Origin of the sequence: Dyella choica, assembly GCF_003977665.1 — a bacterium.
Classification (GTDB): Bacteria; Pseudomonadota; Gammaproteobacteria; order Xanthomonadales; family Rhodanobacteraceae; genus Dyella_B; species Dyella_B choica.
The window spans coordinates 1-14,587 of sequence record NZ_RYYV01000027.1; the positions used below are offsets into that span (position 1 = coordinate 1).

Below are 14,587 nucleotides of genomic sequence, written 5' to 3' on the forward strand. Positions count from 1 at the left end.
TGCTGTCCAGCGTTTAATCTCTTCGTCCATCGTCGTGCTCATCGGTGTCTCCTAAGTGAAGATTACACCTGAGCAGAAAATCACTGGGTCATTACAAGCAAGTGAAAGATCTCTGGTTATCTCGCAAGCGGAAAACCAGCCCGTCCAAGGGCAGAAGGGTGATCCACCGCCTGAAGGAATCCCAAGGCAAAGCGACGGCCTGACGGTAGGAGAGCTTGCCCTGTTGGTTTGTACAGCAAAACCAGGTTGGACAAGTGGATCGCCTGCGTGGTTTAAGCGCACTCAGGTCGAAAAAGTGCTGCGTCCCCTTTGTGGTGAGTGCTTGCCGGCCGGATAGGTCGGCAGCGACAAGCGCACATGCTCGCGCAGCATCTGTTCGAACTGTTCCACCGGCACCGGCTTGCTGAACAGGTAGCCCTGCATTTCATCGCAGCCAAGGTGATGCAGGAAGCTCAGCTGTTCTTCGGTCTCGACACCTTCGGCCACGGTGCGCAAATTGAGCTGCTTGGCCAAGGCAATGATCACTTTGGCGATCGCGCCGTCTTCGACGTTGTCAGGCACGCCGGCGACGAACGCGCGATCGATTTTGAGGAAGTCGAACGGGAAGCGGCTGAGGTAGGCCAGCGACGAATAGCCGGTGCCGAAATCGTCCAGTGACAGCCTGACGCCCATGCTGCGGAAAGCGCTCAGGATACTGATGGCAGCCTGGGGATCGTGCATCAGCAGCGACTCGGTCAGCTCCAGCTCGATCAGCTTGGCCTTGACCGCATGCTGCGCAATGGCCTGGTGCAGGGTGTCCAGTACCCGTCCGCCCTTGAACTGCGCGGCGGACAAATTCAGCGAGATCGGCACCACGTGCCGTTCAGTGCGCTGCCATTGCGCCACCTGCTGGCAGACAGTGCGGATCACCCAGTCGCCGATCGGCAGGATCAAGCCGGTTTCCTCGGCCAGCGGAATGAATTGCGCCGGAGGAACCAGCCCCTTCTCGGGATGGTGCCAGCGGATCAAGGCCTCTGCGCCCACGATGCGTCCGCGTGCAAGATCCACCCGCGGCTGGAAATACAGCACGAACTGCTGCGCTTCCACCGCCTGGCGCAAATCGTTTTCCAGGGCCAGCTTTTCGGCCATGCGCGCCTGGGTCGCCGGATCGAAATAGAAATGCCGTTCGCCGCTCAACAAGGCCTGCTTCATTGCGCTTTCGGCGTTGTTGAGCAATTGCTCCGCACTGTTGCCATCGTCGGGATACAGGGCAATGCCCGTGCGAAAACCGATTCGCAGCGCATGGCCGCCGATGTCCAGGGGTTCGGCCAGGGGGAGTTCCAGGCGATCGCGAACGATGGTGGTGCCATCCGCATGGCCGGGCAGGTCGCCTACCGCGATCGCAAAGGAGTCGGAGTCCAGCCGGGCCAGGCAATAGGGCTCGATCAAGGCGGCGTCCCAGCGCGCACTGACCTGGCGCAGCAGTTCATCGCCCACGTGCCGGCCGAAGGCATCGTTGATCTGGCGGAAGTGGTCGAGGTCCACCGCGAACACCGCCACCACCAATTGTTGATGTTCGGCCGCATGGATGAACTGGGTCAGTCGTTCCAGCAGCAGGCGGCGGTTGGGCAGGTCGGTCAACGAGTCGTATAGCGCCAGATAGCGCAATTGCCGCTCGCGTTCGATGAATTGCAGGCCGAAGGAAACGTCTCCGGCCAGGCGCATCAGCAGCTCCAGTTCTTCGTCGTCGAAGAAGCCGGCCTGGTCGGCGAACAGAGTCAGCACCGCTGTGGAGCGCCCCTCGGTCACCAGGGGAAAAGCCGCCACGGCGCGAAAGCCGTGCGAGCGGTATTCCTCTTTCAGCACGTCCGGCAGGGAAGATTCGCCGATGTCGTTGAACACCACGGCCCGGTTTTCACGCAGCGCCACATTGGCGGGGCGCGAGCTGTAAGGGGTATTCAACTGCGCGGTCAGCCGGATGCTGTCGATGTAACTCTCGACCGCGCCATGCCAGGCCACCACTACGCCATCCAGGCTGTTCGGACCGATCTCGCCGATCCAGGCGGCGCGGAACGTCCCGCTGTCGACCGCAACGCGGCAAGCCTCCTGCAGCAGGCTGTGCCGATCGCGGATGCGCACAATGGCCGAATTGATATCCGACAATACGGCACTGATGCGGCTGAGGCGCGCGTTGCGTTCCTCAGTTTGCAAGCGTGCCGTGATGTCCTGGGCCACCACGAAACGGCAGTCGCTGCCATCGAAGGAAAGCGTATGCGAGCTGATCTCCACATCGATCAGGCCGCCGTCCTTCTTGCAGTGCTGCCACACGTCCGACTCGTCCACGCCATGCGGCCAGAACCGCCGCGGCAGGGTGGCGGGTGAGGGCGCCTGCAGGTCTTCCACCGTCATGACGAGGAATTCGGCTTCGCTATAGCCGTAATGCGCCACCGCCGCGGCGTTGACGGCCTTGAACTGTGCCGTCTCGCCGTCTTGCACCCACATCGGGAGGGGATGGGCGCGAAACAGATCGAAGAAGCGTTTATCGCTTTCGCGGCGTGCTCGCTCGGCCTTGGCGCGCTCGCTGATCTCACGCCTCAGGGATTCGGCATCCTGGCGCACCTGCTCAAGCAAGTCCAAGTTGTCATAAGCGTTGGCAAAGGCCGCAGCCAGCGCGCTGCCGAATTGCTCGTCGTTGTGGTCGAACGCACCGCCGAGCTTGTCGGCCACATAGATCCAGCCGGAGTCACTGCCGGAGGTGCGCAGGGGCACCAGCATGGCCGAACGGATCGTGCTGTGCTCGGCCAGTGCACCCAACTGCGCACGTGCGTTGCCGCGTATCAGCACCGCCTTGCCTGATGCTCGTGCCTCGGCGAACGCCGGCGGCGGCGATTCCCAGTTCATTTCGGCAAAGTGCGCGCACTCCCATTCGTCCAGCCCGCGCGTGGCCTGACGCAGCGGTTTACCTTCCTCGGCAATCGTGATCATGGTCTGGCGCGTGCCGAGAATATCCTGCGTGGCGCGGCAGCATAATTCGATCAGGCCGGCCGGGTTGTGTTCACTGCCCAGTTCCAGGCTCAGTTCCAGCAGCGCCGACATGCGCAGGCTCAGGGTCTGGATGTCTGTGAACGCGAGCTTGAGCTTTTCGGCCGATGCGTGCTGCTCCGTCATCGCCAGGCCCCGCTCGGTGACCTCGCGCAAGCTGTCCTGCAAGGGGCCGATGTCGCCGGGTGACTGCATCGCGTTCGCCAACTCCGCGGATACGGAAGAGGGCGGTGTGGGAGGGGCGATCCCCGCTTCGCGCAATACTTCCGTCACCGTGTCCAGGATCGCCTGGGGTTCGCAAGGCTTGGACAAGATGCGTTGCACACCCAATGTAGAGGCCATCTCGTGGGCATCTTCAAGCCGATAGGTGGCGGTGTAGAAGATGACCGGCACGTGCTCCAGCCCGGCAGTCGTGCGCAACATTTCGGTGAGCATGACGCCGTCCATGTTCGGCATCAGCACATCGGTGATCATCAGGTCCGGGCGCCGGACCTGGGCCATGGTCAAGGCGATGATGCCGTCCTCGGCCTCGATCGTCTCGTGACCGGCATAGCCGAGCAAGGTCGTGAGAAAGCGGCGATTGAGCGCGCGATCATCGACGATGAGAATGGTCGCCATGAGCGTGCCGTGCTCAGGAGGGAGGGGCGGCAGCCAATTCGAAGTCCTGGGGCATGTATTCCTCCAGTTGCTTGACGAACGTTGCCGGGTCGATCGGCTTGGTCATGTAGCCGTCGAAACCGTAGCTGAGAATTCTTTCGCCATCGCCGACCATCGCCGACGAGGTCACCGCCACCAACGGAATTTCGCGGTACTCGGGATTCCCCTTCAACTGCTCCGCCACTTCATAGCCATCCATCTTGGGCATATGGATGTCGCATACGATCAAGTCGGGGCGATCTTGTCCATGGGCTACGGCATCGATACCCGCCTCGCCATCCGGCGCGGCGAGCGTCCTATGGCCGAAGTATTTGAGCAGATAGACCATCAGCTCACGGTTATCCTTGTTGTCTTCGATCACCAGCACGCAGGCCATAAAGGTATGCCTTTGGGTTGAGTCAATAAGTGGATACCGGAGCAGGCGCTTCGGCAGTGTGTTCCGGTATCGCCAATGAAAACGTGCTGCCACGCCCGTATTGGCTTTCGAATCGCAGGCTTGCGCCCAGCATGGAGGCAAGTCGCTTGGACAGATAAAGCCCAAGGCCGGTGCCCTCATGCGGGCGTGTGCTTTCCAGTTGCGAGAAGGCCTTGAACAGGGCGGCCTGTTCCTCGGGCTTGATGCCCCGCCCGGTATCGCTCACGGCGATTTCGCAGCAAGGCCTGCCGTCCTGCATCACACGAGTGAGCTTCAGTGCCACCGTGCCGCCGGATTCGGTGAACTTGATCGCATTGTTGCCGAGGTTGATCACGATCTGGGCCAGCGAGCGGCGATCGGTATGCGCCAGCAGGTGTTCCTGCGGCATGTGCTTCTCCAGCACGATCCGTTTCTTTTCCGCCAGCGGGCGCAGCACCGACACGACTTCGTCGATCAGTTCGTGGCAGGGCAAGGTCACCATGTGCAAGGCCACCTTGCCCGATTCGACCTTGGCCAGGTCCAGCAGATCGTTGATCAGCGACAACAGATGCTTTGCGCTGCCGGAAATGGTGCGCAGCTGCTGCCCCTGTTCCTCGTTGATCGGCCCGGGCATGCGCATCAGCAGCGTACCGGTATAGCCGATGATGGCATTGAGCGGCGTGCGCAATTCGTGCGACATGCCGGCCAGGAAACGATCCTTGGCTTCCGAAGCGGTGCGCAGCTGCAGATTCGTTTCCTGCAGCATTTCCTCGAAATGGCGTCGCTCGCTGATATCACGGATGGCGCTGGAGATTAGAATACCTTCTTCGGTATCGATCGGGGACAGGCTGATTTCCACCGGGAATTCGCTGCCGTTGCTGCGCCGGCCGTACAAATGCGGGGCGCCGTTGAGCATCCGTGGCCGCGGATGTTGCACATAACCCTGGCGTTTGGTCGGGTGATCGGCGCGAAAGCGCTCGGGAATCAGCATTTCCACCGGCTGCCCCAGCAGGGCATCGCGCCGGTAGCCGAACAAAGCCTCCGCTTGTGAGTTGACCAACTCGATGCGGCCTTCCTGGTTCACGATCACCATCGCATCGGGGGCCGATTCCAGCAGTCCGCGGAACTTGCGCTCGGCCTTCATGCGATCGCTGATGTCACGGACCGCGGTCATGATCAGGTTACCGTCATCGGTTTGCACGGGGCTCAGACTGACTTCGATCGGAAACTCCAGGCCGTCCCTGCGCATGCCGTGCAATTCGATATCGTGGACGGGAAGGCCACGGGCACGGCCGAAGAACTGGCCGCTCAGATCGTGGTGCACGCCGTGGTGACGTTTGGGCAGCAAGTCGTCCATGCGCATGCCGCTCAACTCGTCGCGGTGGTAGCCGAACTGAAAGGCCGCGTGGTGGTTGGCCAAGACGATCCTCCCGGCTACGGTCACCAGAAGAACGCCCTCCCGTATGGATTCGAGAAATTCGCCGTAGCGCGTCTGCACGTATTGGGTCAGCCGCCGTGCCTGCCATTGCGAAATATCCCGTTCGGTACGCAGCAGGCCTGCGCCGAATTCGCCGCGTACCGGCCGTTCCGAAGCAAGCACGAAAACCAGGGAACCGTCCTTGTGTTTGCGCAGTGCGCGATAGGTGACCGTGTTGCCCTGGGTCACCCGTGCACTGAAGCCTTGTTCCGGCGCATCCCCTCCCTCCGGTACGACCAGTTCGTGGAAACGATGGCCAAGCGCCTCCGCTGCCGCGTAACCGAACAGGGATTCGGCCGCGCTGCTCCAATGGAGAATGCCGTCCTCCTTGTCAGTCAACACCAAGGCATCGGGATTTTCCCAGGCCAGGATGTCGCTGATATCAGCATTCTTCATCGCCACCCCCTGACAGGCTTTGTGCGATTACACGAAAGGATCGTTGCGCGTGATTGAAGTGAGTGGTGCAGCCCCAGCCCGGTGTGACCTACACGCTGCCGATCAGATGGAGGCATTGATACTCTCGTCTTACGGATTTACGCAAGCACCATGCCTATAGAGGGGTAAATTTGTGATGATGACGCCGATTATTTGTAAAACTATTGGAAACAAGCACGCTGCTTGCCAAGACGCGCTTACCCCGGAGATGGCCGATCCTTTTCGGACACCCCAAGTCCAATCGCTTCAGCCGCCTCGGCGATCGGCAGACAAATTTCCACTTCGGTGCCTTCGCCGACCTTGGAATGCAAGGCTATCGTGCCGTTGGACTGGCGGACGAAGCCGTGCACCATCGATAGCCCCAGGCCTGCCCCTTGCCCCAGCGGTTTGGTGGTGAAGAACGGCTCGAAGGCCCGTCCTGCCATCTCGCCGGACATACCGACGCCGTTATCTTTCACCGTCAACCTGGCCCACTCGCCACCTGAACTGTTGTCCCGTTGCACGCGTGCAGTGGCGACGAGCAACTTGCCGCCGTCGGGCATCGCATCGCGGCTGTTGATCACCAGGTTCAACAAGGCACTCTCCAGCTGATTCAGGTCACAGCGTATGGGCAGCATTGCCTTGGCCAGATCGAACTGGATCCGGATATGTGCGCCCACCGTGCGCAGCAGCAGATCGCTCAAGGAGTGGATCCACTCGTTCATGTCGGTGCGAACCGGCGCCAAGGGCTGGCGTCGCGCGAAAGCCATCAAATGCTGGGTGAGCTGGGTCGCCCGCTGCACCAGGTTCAAGGCTTCGGCCAGCCGTTTTCCCAACTGGGAGGTGTCGCCGCGTGCGGCTTGCAGGCGCGCGATTTCCAGGCCGCCGGCGAGCGAGTGCAAAATGCCGTTGAAGTCGCTGGCGATACCGCCGGTGAGCTGGCCGAGCGCTTCGAGTTTGTGTGCCTGGAACAGTTGTTGCCGGGTTTGCTCCAGCGCCTGTTCCATCGCCCGCTTCTCGCTCAGGTCCTGCACGGTGCAGGCAAGCCCATGCAGGCGTCCGCCCCGATCCTTCAAGGCGCGCAACTGCAATTGTGCCTGGAATCGGCTGCCGCTCTTGCGCGTGATCGCATGCTCGCCCTCGTACTTTCCGATGGACAGCGTTTGCTCGAACAGCGCGTGCAGTTTTCCCTCGTCGCGTTCGTCGGACAGCAGCATCCGCACGATCGGCCTGTCCATGACCTCTTCGCTCGCGTATCCGCTGAGGCGCTCGGCGCCTCCATTCCAGTGGCGCACGTGACCGTGCTCGTCCAGCATGCAGATGGCGTAGTCGGGCGTGCTTTCCGCAAACAGGCGAAAACGCCGTTCGCTTTCCTCCAGATCGGCCAGCAACTGCGCCCGTTCGGTCACGTCGCGGGTGACTTTGGCGAACCCGAGCAGGCGTCCATGCTCATCATGGATGGCATCCATGGCCACCAGGGCGCGAAAACGCGTGCCGTCCTTGCGCACCCGGCAAGCTTCGCCAGTGAAGTGCCCTTCGGTCGTCGCGATGTCGAGATTGTGCTGCGGCATGCCCGCTGCCTGATCCTCGGGCGTATAAAACATCGAGAAATGTTGGCCGATCACCTCATCGGCGGCATACCCCTTGATGCGCTGCGCGCCGGCGTTCCAACTGGCGATCCACCCGCCAGGATCAAGCAAATAGATCGCGTAGTCGACGACCGATTGCACCAGCAACTCGTAGCGGCTGCCGTTGGCAAGAGGCCCGCCGTGTGATGCGAGTTCGCTGAGAGGATCGTGATGGACCGATGTCGATGCCATGAACATGCCCCTCGCGTGCTTGCGTCCGTTCTTCAGACGCGTGCTGCTTAGTCCACTGTCGTGTTCATGAAACGCTTGGGTCAAACGTCCTTCGTGTGCATCGGGCCTATAGCGCGCCCAAAGCCGCTTCGCTGGGTAGCGCCGGTGCGGATGCAATCTCCCCCGGGACGCGCACGTTCCTCTCATCCAGGCCCGACGAAGGAATGCCGAACAGGCTGGATATCCAGAGAAAAGCGTCGATCGTCCCGCGTATCAGTATGATCTCGCGAGCAGGGTAGAGAGGTATAGGACTCGCCAAAATTTTGTTGCTATTTCGTTTCCAAGCCTGCGTCAGGTGTCGCGAGGCTGTGCGGCCAGGCCTGCGCTGACATTTCGTTTCAATAACCAGGCCAGGATCGGCGGCGTGATCATCGCGGTAAGCAGCGACATCGCGACAATGATCGCGTACATGCGGTCACTGAAGACCCCCGCGGCGAGTCCAAGGCTGGCGATGACCACACCTACCTCGCCGCGCGGCACCATGCCGAAGCCGACGATGGTGGCCCCCATGCGGCCCAGCGAAAGCGCCCCCAGAAAGCCTCCCAGCAGCTTGGACACGGTGGCGATCAGCGTGACCACCAGCAACACGACCAAGGCATCGGCATTGGCGAGCTGATGCAGGTCGATCTTGCTGCCCGTGAGCACGAAGAAGAAGGGCGTGAGCAGGGCGAGCAGCGGTTGGATCTGCTGTTCCAGCGTGTGCTGCTGGCGCGTTTCCGAAGCGATCATGCCGGCCAGGAACGCGCCGATGATCGCCGCCAGCCCGAACAAGGTGGAAACGTAGGCCAGGCCCAGGCATAGCGCGAGCACGATCAGCAGCGGCGAATGCGTGCTATAGGGTTTTTCCAGCCAGGCAGAGTTCCAGCGCATCACGCGTGCGCCGCCCCAGCCGATCACCGCGATGAAGCCCACGGCGCTGCCCAGCACTACCAACAGATGCATTGGGTCGAAGCCTTGGCCGTCCTGCAGCGAGACCACCACGCCCAGCAGCAGCATGGCCAGGATGTCGTCGATCACCGCGGCGCCGAGGATTACCTTGCTTTCCACGCGTTGCAGCACACCCAATTCTTGCAGCACACGCGCCGTGATGCCCGCCGAAGTGGCCACGAACGCGGCGGCGAGGAACAGCGACTTGCCCCAGTCGAACCCCTGAGTATGCGCCCAGAAGCCGCCCATGCCGAACGGCAACAGCACGCCGAGCACGCCGACCAGGAAGGCGGATTTGCCGACCTTTTTCAGATCTTCCAGGCGCGTTTCAAGGCCGACCGAGAACAGCAGCAGCACTACGCCGATTTCGGCCAATACATCCAGCGGCGTGCCGGTGGCGATTTGCTCGGGTGCAATCCAGCCCAGCACCGAGGGTCCGATCACGCAGCCGGCGGCGATTTCGCCTACCACGCCCGGCAGCTTCAGCCGCTGCGCAAACTCCGCGCCAACCTGTGCCGCGACGAACACAATGAACAGGGCGAACAGGATCTCATTGGCGTGGTGCAAGGTCCGAATCCTTCGAGCATGAATCTGTGCTTCATGCTAACTGCTCAAGCGCCGGAAGACATGCGTCAGGCTTGTAGGTGGAGTCTTGACCTGGACGTAGGCTGGGAAGGCAATCCCAGCGTCGCGCGTTGCATGCATGGCAATGCTGGGTTTCGCAACCCAGCCTACGGTTGCGGTCCCAGCCTGTTGGGGGCCTTGTCCAGCCGAGCGAAGACTCTGCTGGCGACGGCGGTGATCACCGCTATCACGATCACCGTCCAGTGAAACGCCGTCACGTAGGCGATGCTGTCCTGCCCGTGCAGCAGCGTCTGCATCAGGAGGGTGGCTAGAGCGATGCCGAAGCTCATCGACAGATATTGCGTGGTGGATTGCATCGACGAGGCCATCGAGGCGTACTTGATGTCCAGGTCGGCGTAGATCAGCGTGTTCATCACGGTGTACTGCATGCCCATGAAGCCGCCGTAGAGGAAAACAAGCAGGCAGATCAGCGCAATCGGCGTGTGCGGGCCAAGCAGCGCGAACATTGCCAGCAGGGCAGCCACGACCAACGTATTGCCGAACAGCAGGCGGCGATAACCTAGCCGGATCAGCGCTCGGTTCACCAGCCACTTGAAGCTGATCGCTCCCAGCGCTTGCGGCACCATGATCAGGCCCGCCGCCATCGGCGACCAGCCGCAGCCCACCTGCAGGAACAGCACGTTCAGCAGGAACATACCGCTCACGCCGAGCCGTGTCAGCAGGTTGCCCGACAGCGAAACCCAGACGCTGGGCACGCGCAGCAGGCTCAGATCCGCTACCGGATGCTGCGTGCGCCGGCTGTGCCATACGTAGGCTGTGCCGAATGCAACGGCGAGCGCCACGAACAGGCCCATCTGGCCCCAACGGACGGTCTCGTCAGCGGCAAACTCGGAAGCGGCCAGCAGCAGCGCAGAAGCAGCGGCAAACAGCAGGAAGCCGAACAGATCGAAGCGATTGGCGGTATCCAGCCGGTATTCCGGCATTTCGCGTTGATTGAGCCACATGCCTACGATACCGACCGGCACATTGATCAAGAAGATCAGCCGCCAGTTGGCGTATTCCACCAGCGCGCCGCCCAGCAAGGGCCCCAGGACGGAACCGAGCAGGCCGAAGGTGGAAACCGTGCTCATCACCTGGACGAAGTCGCGTTTGTCGATGGTGCGCGCCAGTACGTAGCGGCCCACCGGCATCAGCGCCGCACCACCTATGCCCTGCAGCACGCGCGCCAAGACCAGCTCCCGCAGCGTCTGCGAGACGCCGCAGAGCAGGGAGCCCAGCGCGAACACGCTGATGGCCGCGCCGAATACCTTGCGCGTGCCGAAGCGATCGCACAACCAGGGCGTGGCCGGGATGAGAATGGCCAGGGTGAGCACGTAGCTGGTCAGCGCGCTGCGCATGTTCAGCGGCGTCTGGTGCAATGCCGTGGCCACTGCCGGCACCGCCGTGTTGACGATGGTGGAGTCCAGCGCCTGCATGAAGAACGACGCCGCCACCAGCCAGATCAGGCCGCCATAGTGTTGGCGGGTGGAGATGTCTGCAACTGCGTCCGCCGTGGCTGCGGGGGCTGAAGATGCGGCGAACGGGGAGGGCATGCCCACTATGATACCTGTTGCGGCAGCTATTTGCCTTAAGGGACGCCTACTTCCTAGGCTTGGAAAACCGCTACCCCAAGTCTTGAGGAGGGAAGGTGGGTAGTTAGCATGCCAACCTACGGGAGAGGGAATGACGACACCGAATCGTTACACTTTACCCATGAGCCAACCGTCAGCCTCCCCCTTGCCCGCCGAGCGTGCCGAGGATCTGCGCAAGCGGATCGACCACGCCAACTATCGCTACTTCGTGCTGGACGATCCGGAAATCACGGACGCCGAGTACGACCGCCTGCTGCGCGAGCTGCAGGCGCTGGAAGCCGAGCACCCGCAATTGGCTACACCCGATTCGCCCACGCGGCGAGTTGGTGCACGGGCGAGCGGCGGCTTCGCCGAAGTACGCCATGCCTTGCCGATGCTGTCGTTGAGCAATGCCTTCGAGCAGGAGGGCGGCAACGACCGCGAGCGTTATCGGGAAGTGGCGGAGTTCGAACGCCGCATCGAGCAGACCCTTGGCCGCAGTCATCCGGTGTTTTCGGTGGAGCCGAAACTGGATGGCCTGGCGATCAGCCTGCGCTATGAAAACGGCGTATTCGTGCAGGGCGCTACGCGCGGCGACGGCGAAACCGGCGAAGACGTCACCGCCAACCTGCGCACCGTGCGCGCCATCCCGCTGCGCCTGCGTGGTGAGGACTGGCCGCAGGTGCTGGAAGTGCGCGGCGAGGTGATCATGTTGCGCAAGGATTTCGAAGCCTTCAATGCCCATGCGCGCGAGCATGGCGAACGCGCGCTCGCCAATCCGCGCAATGGCGCCGCCGGTTCGTTGCGGCAGCTGGATCCAGCCGTCACCGCCAGGCGCAAGCTGAGCTTCTTCGCCTATGGCCTGGGGCTGGTCGAAGGCATGGAGCTGCCGTCCAGCCATTCGAACACGCTCAAGAAGTTGCGCGAGTGGGGCTTCCCGGTGTCACCAGAGGTGGGCACTGCCAAAGGTTTCGATGGTTTGATCGCCTATTTCAAAAGCATCGGCGCCAAGCGCGACCAGCTGCCTTATGACATCGACGGCGTGGTGTACAAACTGGACGATTACTTGGGTCAGCGTGAAATGGGCTTCGTGTCGCGAGCGCCGCGCTGGGCGATTGCGCACAAATTTCCCGCGCAGGAGCAAAGCACAACGGTCGAAGCGATCGAGATCCAGATCGGCCGCACCGGTGCCGCCACCCCGGTGGCACGGCTGTCGCCGGTGCAGGTGGCCGGGGTTACGGTCACCAATGCCACCCTGCATAACGCCGACCAGGTGGCCCGGCTCGATGTGCGCGTAGGTGACACGGTGATCGTGCGCCGCGCCGGCGACGTGATTCCGGAAGTCGTGCGCGTGATACCCGACCGCCGTCCGGCCAAGACGCACGCGTGGCACATGCCGACGCATTGCCCGGTGTGCGGCTCGGCCCTGGTGCGGGAGGAAGGGGAGGCCGCATGGCGCTGCTCGGGCGGGCTGGTCTGTGCCGCGCAACGCAAGGAAGCGCTGATTCATTTCGCCTCGCGCCGCGCGATGGATATCGAAGGCATCGGCGAGCGCTTTGTCGACGCCCTGGTGGATTTTGGCTACGTGCACACGCCGGTGGATCTTTACCGGCTCACGCTCGAAGATTTTCTCGAGATGAAGCGTCGCGCCGACGAGCGGGACGGCACTACGCCGGAAACCGTGAAGGCCGGCAAGATCGCCACCAAGTGGGCCGACAACCTGATCGAAGCGATCGAAGCCAGCAAGCGGACCACGTTGGCTCGCTTTCTGTACGCGCTGGGCATCGTGCACATCGGCGAAAGCACCGCCAAGACGCTGGCCAGCTGGCTGGGGCGGCTGGAGTGGGTGCGCAGCATGCCAGCGGCGATCCTGCGCGAATTGCCGGATATCGGCGCCGAGGTGGCTGGCTCGATCGAAGCGTTCTTCAGGCAGAAGGGCAATCGCGAGGTCGTCGATGCCTTGCTGCAAGCTGGCGTGACGCTGGGCGATGAAGCCGATCCTTCGCCACGTCTGCAGCAAAAACTCGGTCTGGCGGTCTTGCTGGAAGATGCCGGTATCAATGGCATCGGTCAGCGCAATGCGCAATTGCTGACGTCGCATTTCCCTTCGATCGCGAAGCTGCATGGCGGCGGCTCTTCACACTGGATCACGGCAGGCTTGTCGCAAAACGCGGCTGCCAGCCTGGACGAGTTCCTTGCCGATCCGCAGCGACTTGCCGCTTTGCAGGAAGCGGAAGCGGCCATGCATCGCCTATTGGCCGCCATTCCCAAGCACGCCAGCGTGGCAAGCCTGCCGTTGAGCGGCCAGACCGCCGTGCTCACCGGCACGCTATCTAGCATGGGACGTGACGAAGCCAAGGAGAAGCTGGAGGCGCTGGGCGCGAAGGTGGCCGGCAGCGTGTCGAAGAAAACCCACTTCGTGGTGGCGGGCGAAGCGGCCGGTTCCAAGCTCGACAAGGCTGAGGAGCTTGGCGTTGAGGTGTGGGACGAAGCGCGGCTGCTCGCGCTGTTCAAGCAGCACGGGGCATGAGCACGATGGACGCCAACACCACCAACGTCACCCCTTTCCGCCAGCGTCTGCAGGGCCGCGCGAAACTCTACGCGATGATTCGCGACTTCTTTGCCGATCGCGGTGTCTTGGAAGTGGAAACCCCGATCCTGTCCGCGGCGGGCAATACCGACCCGAACATTGAAAGCTTCAGTGCGCCGTTCCACGGCCATGTCGATGCGGGTGCGCGCGACCGCTGGTTGCGCACTTCGCCGGAATACCCGTTGAAGCGGCTGCTGGCCGATGGCGTCGGCGATTGCTACGAGCTCGGCCGCGTGTTCCGCAACGGCGAGGCAGGGGAGCGACACAATCCCGAGTTCACCATGCTGGAGTGGTATCGCGTCGGCTGGACCCATCGGCAGCTGATGGAGGAAACCATTGCCCTGGTCGAGGCTGCCCTGGCCCTGGTGGGACGTCGCGCCGAGGTGTTGATCGAAGGCTACCGGCAGCTGTTTCTCGACGAGCTGGGGCTCGATCCGTTGCACGCCGGCATCGACGAACTGCGTGCCCCGCTTGCGCAGTACAACATCCATCCCGAAGGTCTCACCCGCGACGACTGGCTAGACCTGCTTATCACCCACAAGCTGCAACCGGCGTTTCCGTGTGACCGCATCACGGTGATCCACGACTATCCCGCCAGCCAGAGTGCACTGGCGCGCATTCGTCCCGGCGACCCGCCGCTGGCCGAGCGCTTCGAGCTTTACCTGGGACCGTATGAACTGGCCAACGGCTACCACGAGCTCAACGATGCCGCGGAACAACGCGCCCGTTTCGGGCGCGACAACGCCCGCCGGCGTGAACGCGGCCTGCGCGAGATGCCTATCGACGAACAGCTGTTGGCCGTATTGGGGCGCATGCCCGATTGTGCCGGCGTAGCGATGGGCATCGAACGTTTGCTGATGTGCCTGGCGGGCACTGACAAGATTGCCGACGTGCTGGCGTTTCCGTTTTCGAAGGCGTAATACCGTCGCGCCGCCGCCCCATGATAAAAGTCATTCCAAAGGCCGTCATTCCCGCGAAAGCGGGAATCCATCTTGCTCCGATGTGTCTTTGAGAATGGATTCCCGCTTTCGCGGGAATGACGGCCAAGAGGGC

General features: G+C 62.4%; 8 protein-coding genes. 2 read left to right on the forward strand and 6 right to left on the reverse strand.

Annotated elements, in window-relative coordinates; genetic code table 11:
- Positions 1 to 282 precede the first annotated feature (282 nt).
- From EKH80_RS21235 to EKH80_RS21260, 6 genes are all read right to left on the reverse strand, one after another.
- The gene (locus tag EKH80_RS21235; RefSeq protein WP_126686807.1) at positions 283 to 3,639 is read right to left on the reverse strand and encodes an EAL domain-containing protein; all 3,357 of its coding nucleotides are present in this window, start codon (positions 3,637 to 3,639) and stop codon (positions 283 to 285) included.
- 13 nt (positions 3,640 to 3,652) lie between these two features.
- Positions 3,653 to 4,054 (reverse strand): response regulator, encoded by a 402-nt coding sequence (locus EKH80_RS21240; RefSeq protein WP_126686808.1) that lies wholly within the window; start codon positions 4,052 to 4,054, stop codon positions 3,653 to 3,655.
- A 22-nt stretch (positions 4,055 to 4,076) separates the two neighbouring features.
- Positions 4,077 to 5,945, reverse strand: coding sequence for a PAS domain S-box protein (locus EKH80_RS21245; protein WP_126686809.1), 1,869 nt, complete (start codon positions 5,943 to 5,945; stop codon positions 4,077 to 4,079).
- Between the two features lie 236 nt (positions 5,946 to 6,181).
- Complete coding sequence (locus EKH80_RS21250) at positions 6,182 to 7,783, reverse strand: PAS domain S-box protein (RefSeq protein ID WP_158628915.1); 1,602 nt, start codon at positions 7,781 to 7,783, stop codon at positions 6,182 to 6,184.
- 330 nt (positions 7,784 to 8,113) lie between these two features.
- On the reverse strand, positions 8,114 to 9,316 hold the full coding sequence (locus tag EKH80_RS21255) for a cation:proton antiporter (protein WP_126686811.1): 1,203 nt from the start codon (positions 9,314 to 9,316) through the stop codon (positions 8,114 to 8,116).
- A gap of 164 nt (positions 9,317 to 9,480) precedes the next feature.
- The gene (locus EKH80_RS21260) at positions 9,481 to 10,926 is read right to left on the reverse strand and encodes an MFS transporter (RefSeq protein ID WP_126686812.1); all 1,446 of its coding nucleotides are present in this window, start codon (positions 10,924 to 10,926) and stop codon (positions 9,481 to 9,483) included.
- A 160-nt stretch (positions 10,927 to 11,086) separates the two neighbouring features.
- Here EKH80_RS21260 and ligA point away from each other — a divergent pair, with 160 nt between their 5' ends.
- Together ligA and epmA are read left to right on the forward strand one after the other, a co-directional pair.
- The gene (gene ligA / locus EKH80_RS21265; RefSeq protein ID WP_126686834.1) at positions 11,087 to 13,474 is read left to right on the forward strand and encodes an NAD-dependent DNA ligase LigA; all 2,388 of its coding nucleotides are present in this window, start codon (positions 11,087 to 11,089) and stop codon (positions 13,472 to 13,474) included.
- A gap of 5 nt (positions 13,475 to 13,479) precedes the next feature.
- Entirely contained in the window at positions 13,480 to 14,454 is a 975-nt protein-coding gene (epmA, locus tag EKH80_RS21270; protein ID WP_126686835.1) for an EF-P lysine aminoacylase EpmA, read from the forward strand.
- Positions 14,455 to 14,587 lie beyond the last annotated feature (133 nt).

What these genes read in the sequence shown, in the direction of transcription:
- EKH80_RS21235 (WP_126686807.1), bottom strand. Translation starts at nt 3,639, where the DNA reads ATGGCGACCATTCTCATCGTCGATGATCGCGCGCTCAATCGCCGCTTT.
- EKH80_RS21240 (WP_126686808.1), bottom strand. Translation starts at nt 4,054, where the DNA reads ATGGCCTGCGTGCTGGTGATCGAAGACAACAAGGATAACCGTGAGCTG.
- EKH80_RS21245 (WP_126686809.1), bottom strand. Translation starts at nt 5,945, where the DNA reads ATGAAGAATGCTGATATCAGCGACATCCTGGCCTGGGAAAATCCCGAT.
- EKH80_RS21250 (WP_158628915.1), bottom strand. Translation starts at nt 7,783, where the DNA reads ATGGCATCGACATCGGTCCATCACGATCCTCTCAGCGAACTCGCATCA.
- EKH80_RS21260 (WP_126686812.1), bottom strand. Translation starts at nt 10,926, where the DNA reads ATGCCCTCCCCGTTCGCCGCATCTTCAGCCCCCGCAGCCACGGCGGAC.
- ligA (WP_126686834.1), top strand. Translation starts at nt 11,087, where the DNA reads ATGAGCCAACCGTCAGCCTCCCCCTTGCCCGCCGAGCGTGCCGAGGAT.
- epmA (WP_126686835.1), top strand. Translation starts at nt 13,480, where the DNA reads ATGGACGCCAACACCACCAACGTCACCCCTTTCCGCCAGCGTCTGCAG.